The organism is Pseudomonas sp. 18175 (assembly GCF_050432925.1).
Classification (GTDB): domain Bacteria; phylum Pseudomonadota; class Gammaproteobacteria; order Pseudomonadales; family Pseudomonadaceae; genus Aquipseudomonas.
Genome location: NZ_JBKFTO010000012.1, coordinates 150950 through 174668 on the forward strand (window position 1 = coordinate 150950; position 23719 = coordinate 174668).

At 60.8% G+C, this 23719-nt stretch carries 26 protein-coding genes and 1 tRNA gene; 19 read left to right on the forward strand and 8 right to left on the reverse strand.

Annotated features, from left to right (window positions below):
* Positions 1-98 precede the first annotated feature (98 nt).
* Both hemH and ACLD1Y_RS18005 read right to left on the reverse strand, forming a co-directional pair.
* Positions 99-1115 (reverse strand): ferrochelatase, encoded by a 1017-nt coding sequence (gene hemH / locus ACLD1Y_RS18000; RefSeq protein ID WP_429479196.1) that lies wholly within the window; start codon positions 1113-1115, stop codon positions 99-101.
* 14 nt (positions 1116-1129) lie between these two features.
* The gene (locus tag ACLD1Y_RS18005; protein WP_429479197.1) at positions 1130-2029 is read right to left on the reverse strand and encodes a TIGR01777 family oxidoreductase; all 900 of its coding nucleotides are present in this window, start codon (positions 2027-2029) and stop codon (positions 1130-1132) included.
* Positions 2030-2240: 211 nt separating this feature from the next.
* On the opposite strand from ACLD1Y_RS18005, the gene ACLD1Y_RS18010 reads away from it, so the two are divergent.
* The 12 genes from ACLD1Y_RS18010 (at position 2241) to ACLD1Y_RS18065 (ending at position 12224) form a co-directional block, all read left to right on the forward strand.
* Complete coding sequence (locus ACLD1Y_RS18010) at positions 2241-3227, forward strand: NAD(P)/FAD-dependent oxidoreductase (protein ID WP_429479198.1); 987 nt, start codon at positions 2241-2243, stop codon at positions 3225-3227.
* A complete protein-coding gene (locus ACLD1Y_RS18015) occupies positions 3224-3439 on the forward strand; it encodes a TIGR02450 family Trp-rich protein (RefSeq protein WP_429479199.1) in 216 nt (71 codons plus the stop codon). The genes ACLD1Y_RS18010 and ACLD1Y_RS18015 overlap by 4 nt, the downstream gene beginning before the upstream one ends.
* 112 nt (positions 3440-3551) lie before the next feature.
* Positions 3552-4511, forward strand: coding sequence for a YbgA family protein (locus ACLD1Y_RS18020; protein WP_429479200.1), 960 nt, complete (start codon positions 3552-3554; stop codon positions 4509-4511).
* 3 nt (positions 4512-4514) lie between these two features.
* Complete coding sequence (locus ACLD1Y_RS18025; protein WP_429479201.1) at positions 4515-5432, forward strand: MerR family transcriptional regulator; 918 nt, start codon at positions 4515-4517, stop codon at positions 5430-5432.
* Positions 5433-6878 carry a deoxyribodipyrimidine photo-lyase gene (gene phrB / locus ACLD1Y_RS18030; protein ID WP_429479202.1) on the forward strand — a complete coding sequence of 482 codons (1446 nt, stop codon included), beginning with the start codon at positions 5433-5435 and terminating at the stop codon, positions 6876-6878.
* Positions 6871-7293 (forward strand): nuclear transport factor 2 family protein, encoded by a 423-nt coding sequence (locus tag ACLD1Y_RS18035; protein WP_429479203.1) that lies wholly within the window; start codon positions 6871-6873, stop codon positions 7291-7293. Before phrB ends, ACLD1Y_RS18035 begins: the two co-directional genes overlap by 8 nt.
* Positions 7290-8072 (forward strand): SDR family NAD(P)-dependent oxidoreductase, encoded by a 783-nt coding sequence (locus ACLD1Y_RS18040; protein ID WP_429479204.1) that lies wholly within the window; start codon positions 7290-7292, stop codon positions 8070-8072. The genes ACLD1Y_RS18035 and ACLD1Y_RS18040 overlap by 4 nt, the downstream gene beginning before the upstream one ends.
* Positions 8069-9316, forward strand: coding sequence for an NAD(P)/FAD-dependent oxidoreductase (locus ACLD1Y_RS18045; protein ID WP_429479205.1), 1248 nt, complete (start codon positions 8069-8071; stop codon positions 9314-9316). Before ACLD1Y_RS18040 ends, ACLD1Y_RS18045 begins: the two co-directional genes overlap by 4 nt.
* Positions 9313-10122 carry a DUF1365 domain-containing protein gene (locus ACLD1Y_RS18050; protein WP_429479206.1) on the forward strand — a complete coding sequence of 270 codons (810 nt, stop codon included), beginning with the start codon at positions 9313-9315 and terminating at the stop codon, positions 10120-10122. The genes ACLD1Y_RS18045 and ACLD1Y_RS18050 overlap by 4 nt, the downstream gene beginning before the upstream one ends.
* Positions 10109-11380 (forward strand): class I SAM-dependent methyltransferase, encoded by a 1272-nt coding sequence (locus tag ACLD1Y_RS18055; protein ID WP_429479207.1) that lies wholly within the window; start codon positions 10109-10111, stop codon positions 11378-11380. Before ACLD1Y_RS18050 ends, ACLD1Y_RS18055 begins: the two co-directional genes overlap by 14 nt.
* Positions 11373-11864 (forward strand): DUF2878 domain-containing protein, encoded by a 492-nt coding sequence (locus ACLD1Y_RS18060; protein WP_429479208.1) that lies wholly within the window; start codon positions 11373-11375, stop codon positions 11862-11864. The genes ACLD1Y_RS18055 and ACLD1Y_RS18060 overlap by 8 nt, the downstream gene beginning before the upstream one ends.
* A 54-nt stretch (positions 11865-11918) precedes the next feature.
* Positions 11919-12224, forward strand: coding sequence for a YkgJ family cysteine cluster protein (locus tag ACLD1Y_RS18065; RefSeq protein ID WP_056859129.1), 306 nt, complete (start codon positions 11919-11921; stop codon positions 12222-12224).
* 138 nt (positions 12225-12362) lie between these two features.
* On the opposite strand, the gene ACLD1Y_RS18070 is transcribed toward ACLD1Y_RS18065, so the two are convergent.
* The 6 genes from ACLD1Y_RS18070 to hemA all read right to left on the reverse strand — a co-directional run bounded on the left by ACLD1Y_RS18070 (position 12363) and on the right by hemA (position 17729).
* Entirely contained in the window at positions 12363-12881 is a 519-nt protein-coding gene (locus tag ACLD1Y_RS18070; protein ID WP_429479209.1) for an acyloxyacyl hydrolase, read from the reverse strand.
* 112 nt (positions 12882-12993) lie between these two features.
* Positions 12994-13788, reverse strand: coding sequence for a glutamate racemase (murI, locus tag ACLD1Y_RS18075; RefSeq protein WP_429479210.1), 795 nt, complete (start codon positions 13786-13788; stop codon positions 12994-12996).
* Positions 13781-14536, reverse strand: a complete 756-nt coding sequence (locus tag ACLD1Y_RS18080) for a molybdopterin-synthase adenylyltransferase MoeB (RefSeq protein ID WP_429479211.1) — start codon at positions 14534-14536, stop codon at positions 13781-13783. Before ACLD1Y_RS18080 ends, murI begins: the two co-directional genes overlap by 8 nt.
* Complete coding sequence (gene prmC / locus ACLD1Y_RS18085) at positions 14530-15360, reverse strand: peptide chain release factor N(5)-glutamine methyltransferase (protein WP_429479212.1); 831 nt, start codon at positions 15358-15360, stop codon at positions 14530-14532. Before prmC ends, ACLD1Y_RS18080 begins: the two co-directional genes overlap by 7 nt.
* Positions 15361-16443: a peptide chain release factor 1 gene (gene prfA, locus ACLD1Y_RS18090; protein WP_429479213.1), complete on the reverse strand. Its 1083-nt coding sequence runs from the start codon at positions 16441-16443 to the stop codon at positions 15361-15363.
* A complete protein-coding gene (gene hemA / locus ACLD1Y_RS18095) occupies positions 16440-17729 on the reverse strand; it encodes a glutamyl-tRNA reductase (protein ID WP_429479214.1) in 1290 nt (429 codons plus the stop codon). Before hemA ends, prfA begins: the two co-directional genes overlap by 4 nt.
* A gap of 182 nt (positions 17730-17911) precedes the next feature.
* Between hemA and ACLD1Y_RS18100 the strand changes: the two genes are divergently transcribed.
* From ACLD1Y_RS18100 to pth, 7 genes are all read left to right on the forward strand, one after another.
* Complete coding sequence (locus ACLD1Y_RS18100; protein WP_429479215.1) at positions 17912-19636, forward strand: tetratricopeptide repeat protein; 1725 nt, start codon at positions 17912-17914, stop codon at positions 19634-19636.
* A gap of 4 nt (positions 19637-19640) precedes the next feature.
* Positions 19641-20258, forward strand: a complete 618-nt coding sequence (gene lolB / locus ACLD1Y_RS18105; RefSeq protein ID WP_429479216.1) for a lipoprotein insertase outer membrane protein LolB — start codon at positions 19641-19643, stop codon at positions 20256-20258.
* 49 nt (positions 20259-20307) lie between these two features.
* Entirely contained in the window at positions 20308-21111 is an 804-nt protein-coding gene (gene ispE / locus ACLD1Y_RS18110; protein ID WP_429479276.1) for a 4-(cytidine 5'-diphospho)-2-C-methyl-D-erythritol kinase, read from the forward strand.
* Positions 21112-21148: 37 nt separating this feature from the next.
* Positions 21149-21223, forward strand: a tRNA-Gln gene (locus tag ACLD1Y_RS18115).
* A 45-nt stretch (positions 21224-21268) separates the two neighbouring features.
* Positions 21269-22210: a ribose-phosphate pyrophosphokinase gene (locus tag ACLD1Y_RS18120; protein WP_003208392.1), complete on the forward strand. Its 942-nt coding sequence runs from the start codon at positions 21269-21271 to the stop codon at positions 22208-22210.
* A gap of 138 nt (positions 22211-22348) precedes the next feature.
* Positions 22349-22948, forward strand: a complete 600-nt coding sequence (locus tag ACLD1Y_RS18125) for a 50S ribosomal protein L25/general stress protein Ctc (protein WP_429479217.1) — start codon at positions 22349-22351, stop codon at positions 22946-22948.
* A gap of 167 nt (positions 22949-23115) precedes the next feature.
* Positions 23116-23700 carry an aminoacyl-tRNA hydrolase gene (pth, locus tag ACLD1Y_RS18130; protein WP_010213318.1) on the forward strand — a complete coding sequence of 195 codons (585 nt, stop codon included), beginning with the start codon at positions 23116-23118 and terminating at the stop codon, positions 23698-23700.
* Positions 23701-23719: the final 19 nt, after the last annotated feature.

Below are 23719 nucleotides of genomic sequence, written 5' to 3' on the forward strand. Positions count from 1 at the left end.
GCTTGCTCCCGCTGGGCTGCGCAGCGGCCCCAAAATCTTGGGAGCGCTTCGCACTCCAGCGGGAGCTGGCTCCCTCGCCACAACAGCTCCCCACATCTTTACCCGGCGGCTCTTTCGCATAGGGTATTGAGCGCCGCCGCCCACTGCGGATCATCATTCAAGCACGGCACCAGCACCAACTCCTCGCCCCCCGCCTCACGGAATTGTTCCAACCCACGATCCCCAATCTCCTCCAGGGTCTCAATGCAGTCAGCGACAAACGCTGGGCACATCACCAGCAGCTTTTTCACGCCTTGCTGAGCCAGGGTTTCCAGGCGCGCTTCGGTGTAGGGTTCGATCCACTTGGCACGGCCCAGGCGTGATTGGAACGCCACCGACCACTTGTCTTCCGGCAAGCCCATGCGCGCAGCAAAGTCGCGAGCCACGCTAAAGCACTGCCCGCGATAGCATTTAGCACGCACTTCGGGGGATGCGTTCACGCAGCAATCGGTGGCACCGTCAAAGGTATGCCCAGGGTTGAGCTTTTGCAGGTGCCGCTCCGGCAGGCCGTGGAAGCTGAATAACAAGTGATCGTAGTCCTGCTGCAAGTGCGGCTTGGCACTGGCCACCAGGGCATCGAGGTATTCGGGTTGGTCGTAAAAGGGTTGCAGGGTGGATAATTGCAGGTCGAGCTTTTTGTCGCGTACCACACGGCGTGTTTCTTCAATCACGGTGGTCACAGTGCTGTCGGCAAACTGCGGGTACAACGGCGCCAGCGTGACCTTGCGAATACCTTGGCCCGCAAGGCGCACCAGCACGCTTTCAATGGACGGCTCGCCGTAGCGCATCGCCAACTCCACCGGGCCGTGGGTCCATTGCGTGGTCATCTGCTGTTGCAGGCGACGGCTGAGCACCACCAGCGGTGAGCCTTCGTCCCACCAAATGGAGGCGTAAGCGTGGGCCGACTGCTCAGGGCGCTTGATCAGGATCAGCGACACCAACAAGCGCCGCACCGGCCACGGCAGGTCGATCACATAAGGGTCCATCAAAAACTGATTGAGGTAGCTGCGCACATCGGCCACCGAAGTGGACGCCGGTGAACCCAGGTTGACCAGTAACAACGCGTGATCCGTCATGCAACATCCTATCTCTAGAGGCGGCTGGACAGGTCGTCCAACGCCGCACGCAACTCAGTGAACTGGAAAGTGAAACCCGCGGCCAGCAACCGCTCGGGCAGCGCCTTCTGCCCGCCCAGCAGCAAGCCGGACAATTCGCCCAGACCCACCTTCAACGCAAACGCCGGCATGGGCATGAACGCCGGGCGGTGCAGCACCTGGCCGAGCGTCTTGGCGAACTCGCGGTTGCGCACCGGGCGTGGCGCGCAGGCATTATAAGGACCACTGGCATCGGGCTTGTGCACAAGAAAATCAATCAAGGCGATTTGATCCTTGATATGCACCCACGGCATCCACTGCCGACCATTACCGATAGGCCCGCCCAGCGCCAGTTTGAACGGCAATAACAGCCGCGACAAAAAGCCGCCCTCGGCCGCCAGCACCAGGCCGGTGCGCACCAGCACCACACGCAGCCCCAAGGCCTCGGCACGCTGTGCGGTCTCTTCCCAGGCAATACACAGTTGGCTGGGGAAATCGTCCTGCACCGGGCCGCTGGCTTCGGTCAATTCGCGCTCGCCACCGTCGCCGTACCAGCCCACGGCCGAACCGGACACCAGCACCGAAGGTTTCTGCTCCAGGCCTTCCATCCAGCTAAGCAGTGCTTCGGTGAGACTGATGCGGCTGCTCCATAACAACGCCTTGCGTTTGTGGGTCCAGGGTCGATCCGCGATAGGTGCACCGGCGAGGTTAATGACCGCGTCCACCGGGCCGATAACCTGTTGTAGGCGGCCGACTCCCGACACCTGAGCGCCGCAGACCTTGGCAACCTGTTCCGGGTGGCGGCTCCACACGGTCAGGCGATGACCCTGGGCAAGCCAGTGTTGGCACAGTCGGCGGCCGATCAACCCCGTACCGCCGGTCAGCAAAATATGCATGGGACGCTCCTCATGTAACGTTCGCCGCCGATCACTGGTCTATTTTATAGGCAGGGATCATTTGTAAGCGGCCGTAACGTTGGTTCAAGCCTCAGCTTTAACCATAGGTCACACCGTAATAACAGGTCAGCCAAAACTTATACCAAAAAACAATATTGTACAGCTATTGGTGTCGGCGTAGTCTGTGCACAACGGTAAAACGAGGCCTCCCATGACTGTTCCCATCGCGATCATCGGCACCGGCATCGCCGGTCTCTCCGCCGCCCGAGCGTTACAAGACGCGGGGCACGTTGTACAACTCTTCGATAAAAGCCGCGGCAGTGGTGGCCGCATGTCCAGCAAGCGCAGCGATGCAGGCTCCCTGGACATGGGCGCGCAATACTTCACTGCCCGCGACCGCCGCTTCGTCAATGAAGTGCAGCGCTGGCAAAGCCACGGTTGGGCCGAGCAGTGGAAGCCCCAGCTGTACAACTTCAAGTCTGGCCAACTCACGCCCTCCCCCGATGAACAAATCCGCTGGGTCGGCACGCCGCGCATGAGCGCCATCACCCGCGCCCTGCTTGATGACCTGCCGGTGCAATTCGGCTGCCGCATCACCGAAGTGTTCCAAGGCACGCAACACTGGAACCTGCTGGACGCCGACGGCGGTAACCACGGCCCGTTCAGCCACGTGATCATTGCCACGCCGGCGCCCCAAGCCACCGCCCTACTGGCCGCCGCGCCCAAGCTGGCGAGTGCCGCTGCGGGCGTGAAGATGGACCCCACCTGGGCCATCGCCCTGGCTTTCGACACCCCTCTGGATACCCCTATGGAAGGCTGCTTCGTGCAAGACAGCCCCCTCGACTGGCTGGCCCGCAACCGCAGCAAACCGGGGCGCGATGTCACCCTCGACACCTGGGTGCTACACGCCACCAGCGCCTGGAGCAAGGCCCACCTGGACCTGCCCAAAGAGGCCGTGATCGAACACCTGCACGGCGCGTTTGCCGAGCTGTTGCACAGCGCCATGCCCGCGCCGTCGTTCAGCCTGGCGCATCGCTGGCTCTACGCACGCCCCTCCGGCAGCCATGAATTCGGCGTGCTCGCCGACGCCGACCTGGGCCTGTACGTGTGTGGCGACTGGTGCCTGTCGGGCCGCGTAGAAGGCGCATGGCTCAGCGGCCAGGAAGCGGCGCGACGCTTGATCGAGCACCTGCAATGAACCGCATCAACCCCGCCAAATTGCTGCTGTCGAAGTGGACAGCAGCACGCCCCTGGAACAAGGAAAAACACTTCCTGGTCACCGAGCTGTTGCGTGATGAAGAAGGCGTCGTGCTGGAAATCGAACTGCAAGCGGTCATGACCCGGCGCACCGAGCGCCTGGCCTGGCAAACCCTGCAAAATGCCGAGGACTGGAAAATCGGCTGGCAGTAGTCTTCGCGCAAAAACTTGTACAAAGAATTTGACTTGTACAGCATCGAACCTATGATGAGATTTAGTTGTACAAGGCTTCCGTCTTGTACAGGAATCTTGCCGGGGTTTGAACATGTCCAGCATCCGCAAACCGAAGATCGCCATCAGCGCCTGCCTGCTGGGCGAGAACGTGCGCTTTAACGGCGGACATAAACAATCCCTGCTGTGCAGCCAAACCCTTGCCGATTATTTCGACTTTGTGCCGCTGTGCCCCGAAGTCGCCATCGGCCTGGGCATCCCCCGCGAACCGATCCGCCTGGTGGGCGACCCAGCCCACCCGCAAGCCGTGGGCACCGTGCACCGCGAACTCAACGTGACCCAGCCACTGGACGACTACGGCCAGCAGATGGCGCTGGAACACACCGACCTGTGCGGCTACATCTTCATGCAGAAGTCGCCCTCCTGCGGCCTGGAGCGAGTCAAGGTCTACCGTGAAAACGGCACCCCGGTGGACGGCGGTGGGCGCGGTATCTACGCCCAGGCCTTTTGCGCGCGTCACCCCAACCTGCCGGTAGAAGAAGACGGTCGGCTGAATGACCCAGTGTTGCGGGAAAATTTCCTGACCCGCGTATTTGTCTACGCCAGTTGGCAGCAATTGCTCGCCGAAGGGCTGACCCGCCACCGCTTGCTGGCCTTTCACTCGCGCTACAAATATTTGCTGATGGCCCACAGCCCGGCGCATTACAAAAGCCTCGGCCACCTGCTGGGCAACATGGGCAAGGGCGCCAACCTCGACGAACTGGCCGCCTGTTATTTCAGCGACTTGATGACCGGCCTGACCAAGTGCGCCACCCGTGGTACCCACACCAATGTGTTGCAACACATCAGCGGCTATCTCAAACAGGCCATCAGTGCCGATGACAAACAGGAAATGCAGACCGTCATCGGCCAGTACCGCCACGGCATCGTGCCGCTGGTGGTGCCGCTCACCCTGCTCAAACACCACTTTCGCCAACACCCGGACCGCTACATCGCGCAGCAGGCCTACTTGCAGCCGCACCCGGAAAACCTCAGCCTGCGTAACGCGATCTAACCCATGAAAACTGCCCAGCAAGAAGACCTCAACCAAGCCCTCGAAGACGGTTGGTTGCCTATCCGCGAAGTGGCGCGCCAGACCGGCGTCAACGCCGTGACCTTGCGCGCCTGGGAGCGCCGCTATGGGCTGATCGTGCCCCAGCGCACGCCCAAGGGCCATCGGCTGTTCAGCGCCGAACACGTGCAACGCATCCACACCATCCTCACCTGGCTTAATCGCGGCGTGCCGGTCAGCCAGGTCAAAGGCTTGATCGACTCCGCCCAACCGATGCCCGATGCCGTCGAGAATGAATGGCACACCCTGCGCCAGACCCTGGTGCAAGCCATCAGCGAGTTGGCCGAGCGCCGGGTCGATGACGTCTTCAATCAGGCCATGGCGCTGTACCCACCGCGCACCCTGTGCGAGCAATTGCTGTTGCCGCTGTTGCAGGCCCTGGAGCAACGCTGGCAGGGCCAGTTCGGCGCGCAGATGGAGCGAGTGTTTTTCCTGTCCTGGCTGCGCAGCAAGTTCGGCGCACGCATCTACCACAACAACCGCCAGTTGCAGGGCGCACCGCTGTTGTTGGTCAACCAGTCCGACCTGCCCTTGGAGCCACACCTGTGGCTCAGCGCCTGGCTGGCCAGCAGCGCCGACTGCCCGGTGGAAGTGTTCGACTGGCCGCTGCCCGCTGGCGAACTGGCCCTAGCAGTGGAACACCTGCAACCGCGCGGGGTGCTGCTGTATTCGAGCAAAGCCCTGCAGTTGCCGGCCCTTGGCAAATTACTGGGCGGCATTAATTGCCCGACGCTGCTGGTCGGACCAACGGTATGCATCCACCAGGCCGAGTTAGCCGTATTAACCCGTGACACTCCGCAATTGTGCGTGGCCGAAGACCCCTTGTCGGCCCACCAGCAACTGATCCAGCGTGGAATCGTTTAAATGCATTTGATCTGGCTGCGCACCGACCTGCGCCTACACGACAACACCGCCCTGGCCGCCGCGAGCCAGCGAGGCCCGATGGCGGCTGTTTTCCTGATCACCCCCGAGCAGTGGCTGGCCCACGATGATGCGCCGTGCAAGGTGGACTTCTGGCTGCGCAACCTGCAGCACCTGAGCACCGCACTGGGCGAACTGAATATCCCGCTGCTGATCCGCACCGCCCCGACCTGGGACCAGGCGCCCGCCGTGTTGAGCCAACTGTGCCGTGAACTGTCGGTTGAGTCGGTGCACGTCAACGAGGAGTACGGCATCCACGAAAGCCGCCGTGATGCGGCCGTGTCCAAAGCGCTGGAAGCCGACGGCGTGAGTTTCCACAGCTACCTGGACCAATTGTTTTTCCAACCCGGCAGTGTGCTGACCAAGACTGGCACGTACTTCCAGGTATTCAGCCAGTTCCGCAAGGTCTGCTACACCCGCCTGCACAGCAGCCTGCCGCGCCTGGTGCCAACGCCCAAGGCCCAGGCGAAACTTGCGATCAAAAGCGACCCCATCCCGTCGACCGTCGACGGCTTTGCACCGCCCAGCGAGACTCTGCGCGCCCTGTGGCCGGCCGGCGAAGACGAAGCCCGTCGCCGCCTCGACGCTTTTGCCGACCAACAGATCAGCTACTACAAGGATGAACGCGACTTCCCTGCCAAGCCCGGCACCAGCCAGCTCTCGGCGTACCTCGCGGCGGGCGTGGTTTCGCCGCGCCAGTGCTTGCATGCCGCGCTGCAAACCAACCAGGGTGAATTTGAAAGCGGCGACATGGGCGCCATCACCTGGATCAACGAGTTGCTGTGGCGCGAGTTCTACAAACACATCCTGGTGGGCTACCCACGGGTCTCGCGCCACCGCGCGTTCCGCCCCGAAACCGAAGCCGTGGCCTGGCGCAATGCGCCCAAGGACCTGGCCGCCTGGCAAGAGGCGCGCACCGGCCTGCCGATCATCGACGCCGCCATGCGCCAGTTGCTCGAAACCGGTTGGATGCACAACCGCCTGCGCATGGTGGTGGCGATGTTCCTGACCAAGAACCTATTGATCGACTGGCGCGAAGGCGAGCGCTTCTTTATGCGCCACCTGATCGATGGCGACCTGGCGGCCAACAACGGCGGCTGGCAGTGGAGCTCTTCCACCGGCACCGATTCGGCGCCCTATTTCCGAATTTTCAGCCCGTTGAGCCAGTCAGAAAAATTCGACAGCGAAGGCATTTTTATCAAGCGCTGGCTGCCTGAGTTGGCTGCGTTGAACAAAAAAGAAGTGCACAACCCCGAGGCGGCTGGCGGCCTGTTTGGCGTAGCCGATTACCCACGCGCCATCGTCGACCTGAAAAAGTCCCGCGAGCGCGCCCTGGCCGCCTTCCGCAGCCTGCCTTCACGCGAAGCCGCTGGAGGCATTCATGAGTGACTTCCTGCGCCGGTTCGCCCAAACCTTTGCCACGCTGGACAAGCACAACCTGCACCTGCTCGACAGCCTGTACAGCCAAGACATCGCGTTTGCCGACCCGCTGCATGAAGTCCACGGCCTGACTGCGCTGCACAGCTACTTTGCGCAGTTGTATAGCAACGTCAGCCAACTACGCTTCGACTTCCACGGTTTCGATCAAGTAGCTGAAGGCGAAGGTTACCTGCGCTGGAAAATGAGTTTCTGCCACCCGCGACTGGCTGGCGGCCAGGTGATCCGGGTGGAAGGCTGTTCGCACTTGATGTGGCGCGACAAGGTGTATAGCCACCGTGACTATTTCGATGCCGGCGCCATGCTCTACGAACACCTGCCCGTTCTGGGCAGCGTCGTCGGTTGGCTGAAAAGGAGAGTGGGATGAACACTGTGCCTCCCCGTCGTTATTGGCTGACCGGCGCCAGCAGTGGCATCGGTGCCGCACTGGCGATCGAACTGCTCAACAGCGGCGCCCACGTGGCCGTCAGCTCACGTTCAAAAGCGCCATTGGACACCCTGGCTGAACACTATCCAGGGCAAGTGCTGGTGGTAGCCGGCGACCTGACCAACAGCCAGACGGTGCGCGAGATCGGCGAACAGATCGCGGCGACCTGGGGCACGTTGGACACCGTGATCCTAAATGCCGGCACCTGTGAATATATCGACGCCAAGCAATTCGATTCATCGATCATCGAGCACGTGGTGCGCACCAACCTGCTGGCCAGCAGTTACTGCATCGAGGCCGCCCTGCCGCTGTTACGCGCCGGTCGTACGCCGCATTTGGTGGGTGTGGCGAGCGCGGTGACCTACCTGCCGATGCCCCGCGCCGAAGCCTACGGCGCTTCCAAGGCGGGCCTGCGCTACCTGTTTGAATCCCTGCGTATCAGCCTCTCAACGGAAAACATCGACGTCACGGTGGTCAGCCCAGGCTTTGTCGATACGCCGCTGACCGAGCGCAACGATTTCCCCATGCCCCTGAGCTGGCCGGCCGACAAAGCTGCCCGGCATATCTTCGCCAAACTGGAAAAACGCCCGCTGGAAATCGCCTTCCCGGCACTGTTTATCGCCACCCTGTGGCCGCTGTCGAAACTGCCCAACCGGGCGCAGTTGATCATCGGCAAGCGCATGCTGCGCAGCCCGCCGCCGAAAAAGGACGACCTGTGAAGATCGCTATTATCGGCAGCGGCATTGCCGGGCTGACCAGCGCCTACCTGCTCAGCCGCCAGCATGAAATCACGCTGTTCGAAGCGGGCGACCGCATCGGCGGGCATACCCACACGGTCAATGTCACCGTCGAGGGTAAACGCTATGCAGTGGACACCGGTTTTATCGTGTTCAACGACTGGACCTACCCCAACTTCATTCGCTTGCTGGGGCAGATTGGGGTGACGTTCAAACCCACTGAGATGAGTTTTTCGGTGTGCGATGAAAACACCGGGCTTGAGTACAACGGCAACAACCTCAATAGCCTGTTTGCCCAGCGGCGCAATATCTTGTCGCCAGGGTTTTGGGGCATGTTGCGCGACATTTTGCGCTTCAACCGCCAGGCGCCGCTGGACCTGCAGGAGCAACGCATCAGCGCCGAAATGACCCTGGGCGACTACCTCGCCGCCGGCGGCTATGGCGAGCGGTTTATCCGGCACTACATCGTGCCGATGGGGGCGGCGATATGGTCGATGTCCCTGGCGGACATGCTGGGCTTTCCGCTGCAGTTTTTCGTGCGGTTCTTCAAGAACCACGGCTTGCTCTCGGTGAGCAACCGCCCGCAGTGGTGCGTGATCGAAGGCGGCTCCAGCAGCTATATAGAACCGCTGACCCGAAGCTTTCACGAGCAGATCCGCCTCAACTGCCCTGTGGGTAAAGTGGTACGCACCGGCGACGGCGTGGTTATCCACAGCCCGGTCGGTATCGAACAGTTTGACCGCGTGGTGTTTGCCTGCCACAGCGACCAGGCCCTGGCCTTGCTCGCCGACCCCAGCCAAGCCGAACAAGACATCCTCGGTGCCCTGCCCTACGCCGACAACGACGTGGTGCTGCACACCGACACCCGCCTGCTGCCCGACCGCAAGCTGGCCTGGGCCAGTTGGAATTACCGGCTGAGCGGCAATGCCCAGAGCCAGGCTGCGGTCACCTATGACATGAACATCCTGCAGGGCATCGACAGCGCCACCACCTTTTGCGTCAGCCTCAACCAGACATCGGTGATCAACCCGCTCAAAATCCTGGCCCGCTACACCTACGCCCATCCGCAATACAGCCTGGCGGCGGTGGCGGCCCAGGCGCGCTGGGAAGAATTGTGCGGTGCCCACAACACCTTTTATTGCGGCGCCTACTGGGCCAATGGCTTTCACGAGGATGGCGTGGTCAGCGCCTTGCGCGTGGCCCAAGCGTTTGGGGAAAGCCTGTGAACAGCGCCCTGTACAGCGGCTGGATTGCCCATCGCCGGTTTGCGCCCAAGGCCCACGCCTTTCGCTATCGCATCGGCCTGCTGTACCTGGATTTGAGCGAAGAACAGCAAGTGCTGGGCCTCTCGCCGCTGGCCGGGCGCAGTCGTTTTGCGCCCTTCGGTTTTCGCCAGCAGGATTACCTGCGTGAATTGACGCGCACCGGCATGAGCTTGAGCGATGCCGTGCGCCAGGAAGTCGGCAAGGCACTGGGGCGTACACCCCAGGGCGTTATCTGCCTACTGACCCAGGCCCGCAGTTGGGGCCTGGCTTTTAACCCTGTGAGTTTCTTCTACTGTTTCGAGGCCGACGGACAACTGGCCGCGATCCTGTGTGAAGTGACCAACACTCCATGGCGCGAGCGCTATCACTACGTGCTGCCGGCCCAGGCCCTGGACGCCGATGAGCATCAGCATTTCGCCGTGGCCAAGGCTTTCCATGTGTCGCCGTTTTTGCCCCGTGACCTGGAATACCGCATGAGCTTCAGCCCGCCCGCCGCCAAACTCGGCGTGCATATGGCCGACTGGCAAGGCACGCAGAAAGTTTTCGACGCCACCTTGAGCCTGCAAAAGGAAGCACTCAGCCGCGCCAGCCTGCATCGCTACCTGTGGCGCTTCCCTTGGATGACCGCCAAGACCTGTCTCGCAATTTACTGGCAGGCCCTGCGCCTGTTGCTTAAACGCACACCGATTTTCCCCCACCGGGCCGCCGATGGCGTCTCCAGCACCGCAGTCGGGTACACCAAGGATCGCCGCCATGAAAACCCCTAGCTTATCGGTCAAGGCCAACCGCCTGAACGTCAACGGCATGACCAGCGCCCTGCTGCGCAAGGCCGTGCTGCGCCAACTCGGTCAACTGCGCCACGGCCAGTTGGTGGTGATCGAAGACGGTGAACGCCAGGTCTTCGGCGCACGGGAAGCGCACCTGCTGGGGGAAATCCAGATCCTCGACCCGGCCGTGTGGGGCCTGGTGGCGGCCAACGGCTCCATCGGTGCTGGCGAGGCGTTTATCCATGGTTACTGGAGCAGCCCGGACCTGACCGCCGTGGTGCGCGTGATGGTCAGCAACCTGGATGTACTCGACGCGATGGAAGGTGGCCTGGCGCGCCTGGCACGCCCGCTCACCCAAGGCTTGCACTGGCTGAACCGCAACACGCGCAAGGGCTCGCAAAAAAACATCGCGGCCCACTACGACCTGGGCAATGACCTGTTCGAAGAATTCCTCGACCCGACCATGATGTATTCCGCCGCGCAATTCCTCACGCCCGACGACACCCTGGAACAGGCACAACTGAACAAGCTGGAACGCATCTGCCAGAAACTCGCCCTCAAACCCAGCGACCACCTGCTGGAAATCGGCACCGGTTGGGGCAGCATGGCGCTGTATGCCGCGCAGCATTACGGGTGCAAGGTCACCACCACGACCTTGTCCAAGGAACAGTTCGCCTACACCGAAAAACGCATCAAAACCTTGGGCTTGCAAGGCCAGGTGACCCTGTTGTTGCAGGACTACCGCGACCTGACCGGCCAGTACGACAAACTGGTGTCCATCGAGATGATCGAAGCCGTGGGCCATCGGTTCCTGCCCACCTACTTCAAGCAATGCGCGCAGTTGCTAAAGAGCGATGGCCTGATGCTGCTGCAAGCCATCACCATTCGCGACCAGCGCTATGAGCAGGCCAAACGCAACGTCGATTTTATCCAGCGCTATATCTTCCCCGGCGGCGCCCTGCCCTGCGTGCAAAAGATGCTGGAGATCGTCAGCCGCGACACCGACATGAACCTGATGCACATGGAAGATTTCGGCCTGCACTACGCACGCACCCTGCGCCTGTGGCATGAGAACTTTCGCCGCGCCCACGGCCGTCTTGGGGAGCTGGGCTACGATGAGTACTTCCTGCGCTTGTGGGAGTTCTACCTGTGCTACTGCGAGGGTGGGTTTATGGAACGCACGATCGGTACCGCGCAACTGTTGCTGGCCAAGCCGGCCGCACTCAACCCACCTTTGCTGGGACGTTTCAGTGCTTAAACCACTGGCCAATGCCGTGCTGTTCCAGTGCGGCTGGCTGGCCTGTGTGCTCGGCGGCAATGGCCCATGGTTGCTCGTGGGGTTGGCCGTATTGGTCATCCACCTGCTGTGGATAAGTGCCTGGTCCAAGGACGGGCAGGTGATCCTTGCCGTGACCTTGCTGGGGACGGTGGTGGACACCTCGCTGCGCACCTTTGGCGTCTTTCATTTCAGCATGCCGGGGCCGTTGATTCCCTTTTGGCTGATTGTGCTGTGGGCGTTGCTGGCCACCACCTTGCGCCATTGCCTGGCCTGGAGCGCACTGCCCTGGTGGCGCGCCAGCCTGTTGGGCGCGGTAGGTGGGCCGCTGTCGTACTACGCGGGCAGCCAGTTGGCCGGGGTGAGTTTTGGCTACGGTACGGCGCCGACCCTGATCGGCCTGGCGGTGCTGTGGGCCCTGTTATTTCCCGTGTTGCATTGGGTCGCTGATCAGCTTGGGCACTGACGCCCGTCAGAGCATCCGTACGCGCGTCACCGGCTTGCCTTACACTGCGCGCCTATGACCAACATCCCTCACACCCAAATCACCGAACCCGCCGTCACCTGCTCGACGTGCGCGGCCTGCTGCTGCCAGTTGGAAGTGATGCTGATCACTGACACCGGCGTGCCGGAACGCTACATCGATACCGACGATTGGGGCGGCGAGGTCATGCTGCGCCTGGACGACGGCTGGTGCGCGGCGCTGGACCGGGACACGATGATGTGCACGATCTACGAGCGACGGCCGCTGATTTGCCGGGAGTTCGAGATGGGCGCGCCGGAATGCCTCGAAGAACGGCAGGGGATTGCGACGGCCTACCGCTGAGAATCAGGCTATTGGCGATCCAAATGTGGGAGCGGGCTTGCTCGCGAATGCGGTGTATCAGTCAACATGTTCAGCGACTGACACACCGCATTCGCGAGCAAGCCCGCTCCCACAGGGGACCTGCTGTGGTCTTTAGATCTACAGCGGCAAGGTGTAATGCAGCGAGTAGCTCTCTACCCCATCGTTATTACTGCTCAAGCCCGCATTGGAATAGTGCGTGGCCCGAATCCCCACCTCATGCCCACCGGCAAAGCGCAGGCCAAAGCCCAACCGGTCTTCGAACTGAAAGGCCTGGCCGATGTTGTTGTCCTCGACTTTTGTGCGCGAGAACACCGCCACACCGATCCCCGCCTCGATGTACGGCTTGACCTTCTCCCCGGCGAACTCATACACAAACACCGGCGAGAACGACAGGCTGCTGACACTGGAACGCTTGTCCCCGTCCCAGTAGGTGTAGGCGCCACTCCAATAGCCAGTCAGACGGCCGGTTTCGCTCTGCCACCAGCTTTTATCCCAGTCCGAGGTGAGCCCCAGCCGATAGGTCATGGTCGAATCACTGGTGCTCCCCACCCCCAATTCCAGGCCTGCGGCCTGCGCCGAAACAGAGTGTCCTACAACGACGGCCGCAATCGCAGCCAAACAGAACAAGCGCTTCATAAGAAACATCCTTTCCCAACGACGTTATGTGATTTTGTACAAGCTAACTCGCTATAGAAGCCGGCGAATAGACGGAAGTTCCAGCTTATAACGCCGGTATTTAACGAATTTTTCACACCGCGAAGCGTCGCACAACGCCAGGATGTTTCCATAGTGTCGGTAGGATATTTCTTAGGTGATACACATCGCCGCTGGTCCAGAACTGTGCCGGTTGCGGATTACCAGCGGCCAGCAGGTCGCGCTCGCCCAGCAAGCGCTTAAGCTGGCGGGCCACGGCCGCGCCGGTGTCGATGAGGATGATGCTGGGGGGCAACATCTGCGCCAGAAGCGGCTTTAGGAAGGGATAGTGGGTGCAGCCGAGGATGATGGTGTCGCAGCCGGCGCTCACCAACGGTTCGATATAGCCCTGCAACATCAGGCGCAAGGCCGGGCTGTCCAGGTCGCCGGTTTCGATCAGCTCCACCAGGCCCGGGCAGGGCTGGGTGATGACCCGGACATCGGTGGCAAACCGATCGAGCAAGGCGGCAAACTTGGCGCTTTGCAGGGTGCCGGTGGTGGCAAGCACGCCGACCACACCACTGCGAGTGGCCGCGGCGGCGGGCTTGACGGCGGGTTCCATGCCCACCAACGGCCACTCGGGGAAATCCTGGCGTAAATCAGCCACGGCCGCGACGGTCGCCGTGTTGCAGGCAATCACAAACGCTTTGGCGCCCTTTTCGCGGAAAAACCCGGCGACTTGCCGCGAACGCTCAAGGATAAACGCCGGGCTTTTCTCCCCATAAGGGATATGCCCGCAATCGGCCACATACAGCAGCGATTCCTGCGGCAGCAGTTGCTGGATTTCTTCCAGCACCGACAGGCCGCCGACGCCGGAGTCGAACACACCGATGGGCGCGTCCTTAACCATGTGCAGTCCCACACACGCTGCAACCCGGGTCGCGCTTAACCCGCAGCTCGCGAAAACGCGTGGTCAGCGCATCGATCAGCAACAAGCGCCCCACCAGCGGCTCGCCGAAACCGGCCAGCAACTTCAAGGCTTCCAGGGCTTGCAAGCTGCCGACCATCCCCACCAGCGGGCCGACCACGCCAGCTTCGCTGCACGTGAGTTCGGTGTCGCTGCCATGCCCGTATAAACAGTGGTAGCACGGGCTGTCGGCGCGGCGCGGGTCGAACACCGACAATTGCCCCTCCAGGCGAATCGCCGCACCGCTGATCAACGGTTTGCCAGCGGCCACACAGGCGGCGTTGACCGCTTCGCGGGTAGAGAAGTTGTCGCTGCAATCGAGTACCACATCCACCGCCGCAACTGCCGCCGCCAGCGAATCGGCGTCCAGCGCGGTGCGATGGGCGATCAGCTTAATCTCGGGGTTGATGGCCGTCAGGCGGCGCAGGGCCGAATCGACCTTGGTCTGCCCGACACTGTCGGTGTCATGGATGATCTGGCGTTGCAGGTTGGTCAGGTCAACCGTATCGAAGTCCGCCAGGTGCAGCTCGCCAACGCCCGCGGCGGCCAAGTACAACGCCACCGGCGCGCCCAGGCCACCGAGTCCGATGATCAACGCGCGGCCGTTTTTCAGGCGCAATTGGCCGTCGATGTCGACATGTTGCAACAGAATCTGTCGGCTATAGCGCAACAGCTCCTGGTCGGTCAGCACGGCCGGCGCCCCAGGGTGATGCGCTCATGGTTGCCGAGGTCGATGCGGCTATGGACCTCCTCGAAACCTTCGGTCAACAGCAGGTCACGTACGGCCAGGGCCTGGTCGTAACCGTGCTCGAGCAACAGCCAGCCACCGGCATTCAGGTGCGCTGGCGCTTGTTTGATGATCAGGCGCAAATCGTCCAAGCCATCATGGCCTGCCACCAGCGCGCTGGCCGGTTCGAAACGCACGTCACCGGCCGCCAGGTGCGGGTCGTTGGCGGCGATATACGGTGGGTTGCTGATGATCAGGTCGTAGGTACGGCCTTGCAGGGCACTGAACCAATGGCTGTTGAGTACCGTGGCGTTGTTCAGGTGTAGGCGCTGGCGATTGCGCTCGGCCAGGGCAACGGCTTCCAGCACGCGGTCGACGGCAGTGACTTGCCAGGCCGGGCGCTCACTGGCCAAGGCCAGGGCAATGGCGCCGCTGCCGGTGCCCAGGTCGAGCACTTGAGTCGGCGTTGCCGGTAACAATTCCAGGGCCGCTTCGACCAGCAGTTCTGTGTCCGGGCGCGGGATCAGCGTGTGCGGCGCGACTTCCAGGTCGAGCTTCCAAAAGCCCTGCTGACCGAGGATATACGCCACCGGCTCACCGCCACGGCGGCGTTGCAGGTAGCCGGCAAAGGTCAGCGCGTCTTCGCTGGTAACGATTTTTTCCGGCCAGGTGTGCAGGTAGCTGCGGGACTTGCCCAACGCAGCGGCCAGCAACAACTCGGCATCCAGGCGCGCGGTGGGCGAGTCGGGCAGGTCGGCGGCGCGCAGCAGGCTGGCGATGATGGTCATTTATTCACCTATCGCGGCGAGCTGATCGGCTTGGTATTCGGCAAGCAACGGCTCGATCACCGCGTCTACACCGCCTGCGAGAATCTCGTCCAGGGAGTAGAGGGTGAGGTTGACCCGGTGGTCGGTCACCCGGCCCTGGGCAAAGTTATAGGTACGGATGCGCTCGGAACGGTCGCCCGAGCCCACCAGCAACTTGCGCTCGCTGGCAATCGCGTTGGCGGCGGCGCTGCTTTGCTGGTCGTTTAGCTTGGCCGACAGCCAGGACATGGCTCGCGCCCGGTTCTTGTGCTGGGAGCGTTCTTCCTGGCATTCCACCACGATGCCCGACGGCAAGTGGGTGATGCGGATGGCGGAGTCGGTCTTGTTGACGTGCTGACCACCGGCGCCCGACGAGCGGTAGGTATCAACCCGCAGGTCTGCGGGGTTGATCTCGATGGCTTCCTGCTCGTCCGGCTCGGGCAATACGGCCACGGTGCAGGCGGAGGTGTGGATGCGCCCCTGGGATTCGGTCGCCGGAACGCGCTGTACGCGGTGGGCGCCGGACTCGAATTTCAGCTTGCCGTAGACGTTGTCGCCTTCAACCCGGGCGATGACTTCTTTATAGCCGCCGTGCTCGCCTTCGTTCTCCGAGAGGATCTCCACCCGCCAGCCGCGGCGCTCGGCGTAACGCGAATACATGCGGAACAGGTCGCCGGAGAAGATCGCCGCCTCGTCGCCGCCGGTGCCAGCGCGGATTTCGAGGAACACGTTGCGCCCGTCATTCGGGTCTTTGGGCAGCAGCATGCGTTGCAGGCTGCCTTCCAACTCGGTGAGTTTTTCCTTGGCCTCGCGGACTTCTTCCACGGCCATTTCGCGCATGTCCGGGTCGCTGTCCTTGAGCAACGCCTGGGCGCCTTCAAGGTCGGCCTGGGTTTTCAGCCATTGCGAATAGACGGCCACAATCGGCTCAACTTCCGCGTATTCCTTGGAATAGGTGCGGAACTTGGTTTGATCGGCAATGATCTCGCCATCGCCGAGCAAGGCGGTCAGTTCTTCGAAACGGTCCTGGAGCACGTCCAGTTTATTGAGCAGTGACGCTTTCATTGCGGTTTTTTATCCGAAGAGCTTTCTGACGCGCCCTCACCGAGGGCAAAGAGTTCCTGGGCCATGGCCAGCGCATCGAGGCGGCCTTCGGCGGTAAGCTTTTTCAACTGAACGCTGGGAGCGTGGAGCAACTTGTTGGTGAGGCCACGGGCCAGCTGCATCAGCACTTCTTCAGCGCTGCTGCCGTTGGCGAGCAAGCGCTGGGCCTTGCTCAGCTCCTCGTCGCGCAGGCGTTCGCCTTGCTGACGATACGCCTTGAGCACATCCACCGCCGCCAGTTCACGCAGGCGCACCATAAAGTCTTCGGCGCCGGTGCTGACCATTTCCTCGGCGGCCTGGGCAGCGCCCTGGCGACTCTTGAGGTTTTCGGCGACCACTTCGTGCAGATCGTCGACGCTATAGAGGTAAACGTCGTCCAACTCGCCGACTTCGGGCTCGATATCCCGGGGAACGGCAATATCCACCATGAAGATCGGTTTGTGCTTGCGCAACTTCAACGCGCTTTCCACCGCGCCCTTGCCAAGAATCGGCAGCTGGCTGGCGGTGGAGCTGATGACGATATCGCTGCGCACCAGTTCAGCCGGGATATCTGCCAGCAACACGGCGTGGGCACCGAACTGTTCGGCGAGGATGCTCGCGCGCTCCAAGGTACGGTTGGCCACCACGATACGCTTGACCCCCAGGTCATGCAGATGGCGGGCGACCAAAGTGATGGTCTCGCCAGCGCCGATCAACAACGCTTGGCTGCGCTGCAAGTCACTGAAAATCTGCTTGGCCAGGCTCACGGCTGCAAACGCCACGGACACCGGGTTTTCGCCGATGGCCGTATCGGTGCGCACCTGCTTGGCCGAATTGAACGTGGCCTGGAACAACCGGCCCAGCAGCGGGCCGACGGTGCCGGCCTCACGCGCCACGGCGTAGGCGGATTTCATCTGGCCCAGGATCTGCGGCTCGCCCAACACCAGCGAATCGAGACCGGCCGCCACGCGCATCATGTGACGAACTGCCGCATCCTCTTCATGCACATAAGCGCTCGCGCGCAGGTCGTCGAGGTTCAAATGGTGGTAATCGGCCAGCCAGCGCAGCACGACATCTGCTGAAAGATGTTCCTGCTCTATATAAAGCTCGCTGCGATTGCAGGTCGAAAGGATCGCAGCTTCGCGGCTGTCGGTGAGCCGGCAGAGCTGCTGCAAGGCCTCAACCAACTGCTCAGGCGTAAACGCCACGCGCTCGCGCACGTCTACGGAGGCAGTCTTGTGGTTAATACCGAGTGCGAGGAAGGCCATTCAATATCGCTGATGATGTCGGGAAGCCGACAATTGTCCTACTTCGAAAGATTCAGAACAACCACCGTAAGCTATTGTCCTAATGCCTTGTGTCTATAAAGGCACCAACTGAGACTCGGTTATGTTTGGCCGAAGGCTTGTGTCATGATGATCCGACCGCAGGTTAGTCGTCCTCTTCCTATATGAATAGATCTTCCGCGTTGCTCCTAACTCTTGTTTTCCTCAGCGGCTGCCAGGCTATGGCCCCCGTGTCGCCGGACGGTACGCCGCCGGTGGAAGACACCACTCCCGCCCCTGAAAAACCCAAGGTTTATTCCTCGTTCAGTGAAGATACGGTGTTCAGCCTGCTGAGCGCGGAGCTGGCTGGCCAGCGCAATCGTTTCGATATTGCCCTGGATAACTACGTGACCCAGGCCATCAACACACAGGATCCGGGGATCTCGGAGCGGGCGTTTCGCATCGCCGAGTACCTGGGGGCCGACCAAGCAGCGCTGGACACCTCGTTGATCTGGGCGAAAAACGCACCGGACGACCTGGAAGCGCAACGCGCAGCCGCCATTCAACTGGCCCGCGCCGGGCGCTATGACGACTCCATGGTCTATATGGAGAAAGTCCTGCAGGGCAAGGGCGACACCCATTTCGACTTCCTCGCGCTGTCGGCTGCCGACACCGACCAGGACACGCGCAACGGCCTGATGAAGAGTTTCGACCGCCTGCTGCAAAAGCATCCGAAGAACAGCCAGCTGATTTTCGGCAAGGCGTTGCTGCTGCAACAAGATGATGAAGCCGACGCCGCACTCAAGCTGCTTGAGCAAAATCCGCCGGAAGAAGGCGAAATCGCCCCGATTCTGCTGCGCGCACGACTGCTGCAAAATCTCAATCGCGGCAAGGAAGCGATTCCGCTGCTGGAAAAAAGCATCAAGAAGTACCCGGACGACAAACGCCTGCGCCTGACTTACGCGCGCATGCTGGTGGAACAGGACCGCATGGAGGACGCCAAAGTGCAGTTCGCCAACCTGGTCCAGCAATACCCAGACGACGACGAACTGCGTTACTCCTTGGCGCTGGTGTGCCTGGAAGCCAAGGCCTGGGACGAGGCCAAGGGTTACCTGGAAGAATTGATCGAGCGCGAAAGCCATGTGGATTCCGCACACCTGAACCTGGGCCGTATTGCTGAAGAGAAAAACGACCCGCAGGCCGCCTTGCTTGAATACGCCCAGGTCGGCCCCGGCAACGACTACCTACCAGCACAATTGCGCCAGGCCGATATCCTGATGAGCAACGGCCGCACCGACGAGGCGGAAAAACGCCTGGCGGCAGCGCGGGATGCCGAACCGGACTATGCGATCCAGCTGTACCTGATCCAGGCCGAGACGTTGTCGGCCAACAAACAAGGTGAGCGCGCCTGGAAATTGCTGCAACAAGCCTTGTTGCAATTCCCCGACGATTTGAACCTGCTGTACACCCGCGCCATGCAGGCCGAAAAACGCAATGACCTGGCGCAGATGGAAAAAGACCTGCGCCTGATCATCAAGCGCGACCCGGACAACGCCATGGCCCTCAATGCCCTGGGCTACACCCTGTCGGACCGCACCACGCGCTACGACGAAGCCAAGGTATTGATCGAGCAAGCCCACAAGCTCAACCCGGAAGACCCGGCCGTGCTCGACAGCCTGGGCTGGGTGAATTACCGCCTGGGCAACCTGGACGAAGCCGAACGCTTGCTGCGCCAGGCCCTGGAACGCTTCCCCGACCAGGAAGTCGCGGCCCACCTGGGCGAAGTACTGTGGGCCAACGGCAAGCAGCGCGAAGCGCGACAAATCTGGGAAAAATTCCTCAAGGAACAACCCGAAAGCCCCATCCTGCGCGGCACCATCAAGCGCCTGACCGGATCCGAGACCCTTTAAGCTTATGTTCTTGCGCCATGTTGTAGTGTTCAGTCTCATCGCCCTGCTCGCCGGTTGTGCGGGCATCGGCAGCCGTGAATCCGTTGAAGGCCAGGGCAACCCGGCGCAATGGAAACAGCACAAAGACCAGCTCAGCAGCATCGACGGCTGGCAGATCGAAGGCAAGGTAGGGGTTCGCGCGCCAAAAGATTCCGGCAGCGGCACCTTGTTCTGGCTGCAACGCCAGGACTACTACGACATTCGCCTGTCGGGCCCGCTGGGCCGTGGTGCGGCGCGCCTGACCGGCCGACCGGGGCAAGTAAGCCTCGAAGTGGCCAACCAGGGCCGCTACGAGGCGACGTCGCCCGAATCGCTGCTGGAAGAACAAATTGGCTGGAAGCTGCCGGTGTCCCACCTGGTGTGGTGGGTGCGCGGCTTGCCAGCGCCCGACAGCAAGAGCCGTCTGGGCCTTAATGGAGACAGCCGCCTGGCCACCCTCGAACAGGATGGTTGGCAGGTAGAGTATTTGAGCTACGTCCAGCAAAGCGGATATTGGCTGCCTGAGCGCATCAAACTGCACGGCACTGACCTTGACGTCACGCTGGTGATCAAGGACTGGCAACCGCGCAAGTTGGGGCAATAACGTGACCGTGGAACGCTTGACCCTGCCCTCCCCCGCCAAACTCAATTTGATGCTGCACATTCTGGGTCGCCGTGAAGACGGCTACCACGAGTTGCAGACACTGTTTCAATTTCTTGATTACGGCGATGAGCTGACCTTCGCCGTACGCGACGATGGCGTGATCAAGCTGCACACTGAATTCGAAGGTGTGCCCCACGACAGCAACCTGATCGTGAAGGCGGCGAGAAAACTCCAGGAACAATCCGGGAGCGTCCTCGGCATCGACATATGGATCGACAAAATCTTGCCCATGGGCGGCGGCATCGGCGGCGGCAGTTCGAATGCGGCCACCACACTGCTGGGTCTGAATCACTTGTGGCAGCTGGGTTGGGACCCTGATCGTCTGGCTGCGCTGGGCCTTACACTGGGCGCCGACGTCCCGGTTTTCGTGCGTGGACACGCCGCATTTGCTGAGGGTGTCGGGGAAAAACTGACCCCTGTAGAGCCCGAGGAGCCTTGGTATCTCGTGCTTGTGCCGCAAGTATCTGTAAGTACAGCAGAAATTTTTTCAGATCCGTTGTTGACACGTAACTCTGATCCCATTAAAGTGCGCCCCGTTCCCAAGGGAAACAGTCGAAATGACTGCTTACCGGTTGTAGCAAGGCGTTATCCAGAGGTACGTAACGCTTTGAATTTGTTAGGTAAATTTACCGAAGCAAAATTAACCGGAACTGGAAGTTGTGTGTTTGGGGGCTTCCCAAGCAAAGCTGAAGCTGATAAAGTCTCGGCCCTTCTTACAGAGACCCTTACAGGGTTTGTAGCAAAGGGAAGCAACGTTTCGATGTTGCATCGCAAGCTGCAAAGTCTGCTCTAAAAGGAACCGAGTGTTAGGCACTCGTTGCAACAGATACAGGGGCGTCGCCAAGCGGTAAGGCAGCAGGTTTTGATCCTGCCATGCGTTGGTTCGAATCCAGCCGCCCCTGCCATTTTCTATACTCATCCAGGTTACCCTCAGCCTCTAGGTACTGCGCGTGTCCAAGATGATGGTCTTTACGGGGAATGCTAACCCCGATCTGGCTCGGCGTGTCGTACGTCAGCTGCATATCCCTCTCGGTGACATCTCTGTCGGTAAGTTCTCCGACGGTGAAATTACAGCCGAGATCAATGAAAACGTCCGCGGTAAAGACGTCTTCATTATTCAGCCGACTTGCGCTCCGACCAACGATAACCTGATGGAACTCGTCGTGATGGCTGATGCCTTCCGCCGCTCCTCAGCGACTCGAATCACAGCTGTAATCCCTTACTTTGGTTATGCCCGTCAGGATCGCCGTCCGCGTTCCGCACGTGTGGCTATCAGCGCGAAAGTCGTCGCTGACATGCTGACCGTGGTAGGCATCGACCGTGTTCTCACGGTTGACCTGCACGCTGACCAAATCCAGGGGTTCTTCGATATTCCGGTAGATAACATCTACGGTTCGCCAGTATTGGTGGATGACATCGAAGACCAGCGCTTTGAAAACCTGATGATCGTGTCCCCGGACATTGGTGGCGTCGTGCGTGCACGGGCTGTTGCCAAATCCTTGGGCGTGGACCTCGGGATCATCGACAAACGCCGCGAGAAAGCCAATCACTCTGAAGTGATGCATATCATCGGTGATGTCGAAGGGCGTACCTGTATTCTGGTTGATGACATGGTCGACACCGCCGGCACCCTGTGCCACGCGGCAAAAGCCTTGAAAGAGCACGGTGCAGCAAAAGTCTTCGCCTACTGCACACACCCTGTGCTGTCGGGCCGAGCGATCGAGAACATCGAGAACTCCATGCTGGACGAACTGGTGGTGACTAACACCATCCCGTTGTCCGCAGCAGCTCAAGCCTGTTCGCGTATCCGTCAACTGGATATCGCACCGGTAGTTGCCGAGGCGGTTCGCCGCATCAGCAATGAAGAATCGATCAGCGCGATGTTCCGCTAAGGGTCAAACCTTCGGTACACCTCACTGACGAAAAGCGCCCCGCCCCAGCATTCTGTTGGGGCGGGGCTTTTTTGCCCATATCGCCTTTAGCGCTGGTCGCAAACGCTGGGGCGAATGTGGTTATTTTGGAGATACAACATGAACGATTTTACTCTGAATGCTGAAGCGCGTTCCGACCTGGGGAAAGGTGCGAGCCGCCGCCTGCGTCGTCTCGCAAGCCTGGTTCCAGCTGTAGTTTACGGTGGCGACAAAGCCCCTGAATCCATCAGCATGCTGGCCAAAGAAATCGCCAAACTGCTCGAAAACGATGCGGCTTACAGCCACGTTATCGAACTGAACGTTGGTGGCACCAAGCAAAACGTAATCATCAAAGCTCTGCAACGTCACCCGGCTAAAGGCCACGTGCTGCACGCTGACTTTGTACGCGTTGTTGCTGGTCAGAAACTGACCGCTATCGTTCCAGTTCACTTCGTAGGCGAAGCTGCCCCGATCAAGAAAGGCGGCGAAATCTCGCACGTTACTTCTGAAATCGAAGTTTCCTGCCTGCCGAAAGACCTGCCTGAGTTCATCGAAGTCGACCTGTCGGCCGCTGAAATCGGCGCCATCATCCACCTGTCCGACCTCAAAGCCCCTAAAGGCGTTGAGTTTGTTGCACTGGCTCACGGTGATGACAAAGCTGTTGCAAACGTACACGCTCCACGCGTTGCACCAGAAGCTGAAGAAGGCGCTGCAGAGTAATTCACTCTGTATTGCCGGAGCTTGAGGAAACATCGCGGACCGAAACGTAGCGAGAAAGCGGGCGATAACGCGGCGTTTACTCTTGAGTAAATGATGTAGTGTTGTCCACTTTCGCCGCACCAAGGTTCGGCGATGTTATCCACAACTCCAAAGGAAGGGCCCCTGTCGTGACTGCCATTAAACTGATCGTTGGCCTGGGAAATCCAGGCGCCGAATACGAACAGACCCGGCATAACGCGGGGGCCCTTTTTGTTGAGCGTATCGCCCACGCGCAAGGTGTAAACCTTGTGGCCGATCGCAAATATTTTGGCCTGACCGGGCGCTTCTCGCACCAGGGTCAGGATGTTCGTCTGCTGATTCCCACCACCTACATGAACCGTAGCGGCCAAGCTGTCGCGGCGCTTGCGGGGTTCTTCCGGATCAAACCCGAAGAAATCCTGGTGGCCCATGACGAACTGGACCTGCCACCCGGCGTTGCCAAGCTCAAGCTGGGCGGCGGACACGGCGGGCACAACGGGTTGCGCGACATCATCGCGCAGCTGGGTAATCAGAATAATTTCTACCGTCTGCGGCTCGGCATTGGCCACCCAGGCGTTGCCAGTATGGTTTCAAATTTCGTCCTGGGTCGTGCGCCACGCGCCGAACAGGAAAAACTCGATGCCAGCATCGATTTTGCCCTCGGCGTGCTGCCGGATATCTTCGCCGGTGAATGGAACCGCGCGATGAAAAACCTGCACAGCCAGAAGGCCTGACTCTTACCGAGGGGAAACA

Bases quoted from the DNA above. Each gene is read 5' to 3' on its own strand.
- hemH (WP_429479196.1), bottom strand. From the start codon at position 1,115: ATGACGGATCACGCGTTGTTACTGGTCAACCTGGGTTCACCGGCGTCC.
- ACLD1Y_RS18005 (WP_429479197.1), bottom strand. From the start codon at position 2,029: ATGCATATTTTGCTGACCGGCGGTACGGGGTTGATCGGCCGCCGACTG.
- ACLD1Y_RS18010 (WP_429479198.1), top strand. From the start codon at position 2,241: ATGACTGTTCCCATCGCGATCATCGGCACCGGCATCGCCGGTCTCTCC.
- ACLD1Y_RS18015 (WP_429479199.1), top strand. From the start codon at position 3,224: ATGAACCGCATCAACCCCGCCAAATTGCTGCTGTCGAAGTGGACAGCA.
- ACLD1Y_RS18020 (WP_429479200.1), top strand. From the start codon at position 3,552: ATGTCCAGCATCCGCAAACCGAAGATCGCCATCAGCGCCTGCCTGCTG.
- ACLD1Y_RS18025 (WP_429479201.1), top strand. From the start codon at position 4,515: ATGAAAACTGCCCAGCAAGAAGACCTCAACCAAGCCCTCGAAGACGGT.
- phrB (WP_429479202.1), top strand. From the start codon at position 5,433: ATGCATTTGATCTGGCTGCGCACCGACCTGCGCCTACACGACAACACC.
- ACLD1Y_RS18035 (WP_429479203.1), top strand. From the start codon at position 6,871: ATGAGTGACTTCCTGCGCCGGTTCGCCCAAACCTTTGCCACGCTGGAC.
- ACLD1Y_RS18040 (WP_429479204.1), top strand. From the start codon at position 7,290: ATGAACACTGTGCCTCCCCGTCGTTATTGGCTGACCGGCGCCAGCAGT.
- ACLD1Y_RS18055 (WP_429479207.1), top strand. From the start codon at position 10,109: ATGAAAACCCCTAGCTTATCGGTCAAGGCCAACCGCCTGAACGTCAAC.
- ACLD1Y_RS18065 (WP_056859129.1), top strand. From the start codon at position 11,919: ATGACCAACATCCCTCACACCCAAATCACCGAACCCGCCGTCACCTGC.
- ACLD1Y_RS18070 (WP_429479209.1), bottom strand. From the start codon at position 12,881: ATGAAGCGCTTGTTCTGTTTGGCTGCGATTGCGGCCGTCGTTGTAGGA.
- murI (WP_429479210.1), bottom strand. From the start codon at position 13,788: ATGGTTAAGGACGCGCCCATCGGTGTGTTCGACTCCGGCGTCGGCGGC.
- prmC (WP_429479212.1), bottom strand. From the start codon at position 15,360: ATGACCATCATCGCCAGCCTGCTGCGCGCCGCCGACCTGCCCGACTCG.
- prfA (WP_429479213.1), bottom strand. From the start codon at position 16,443: ATGAAAGCGTCACTGCTCAATAAACTGGACGTGCTCCAGGACCGTTTC.
- hemA (WP_429479214.1), bottom strand. From the start codon at position 17,729: ATGGCCTTCCTCGCACTCGGTATTAACCACAAGACTGCCTCCGTAGAC.
- ACLD1Y_RS18100 (WP_429479215.1), top strand. From the start codon at position 17,912: ATGAATAGATCTTCCGCGTTGCTCCTAACTCTTGTTTTCCTCAGCGGC.
- lolB (WP_429479216.1), top strand. From the start codon at position 19,641: ATGTTCTTGCGCCATGTTGTAGTGTTCAGTCTCATCGCCCTGCTCGCC.
- ispE (WP_429479276.1), top strand. From the start codon at position 20,308: ATGCTGCACATTCTGGGTCGCCGTGAAGACGGCTACCACGAGTTGCAG.
- ACLD1Y_RS18125 (WP_429479217.1), top strand. From the start codon at position 22,349: ATGAACGATTTTACTCTGAATGCTGAAGCGCGTTCCGACCTGGGGAAA.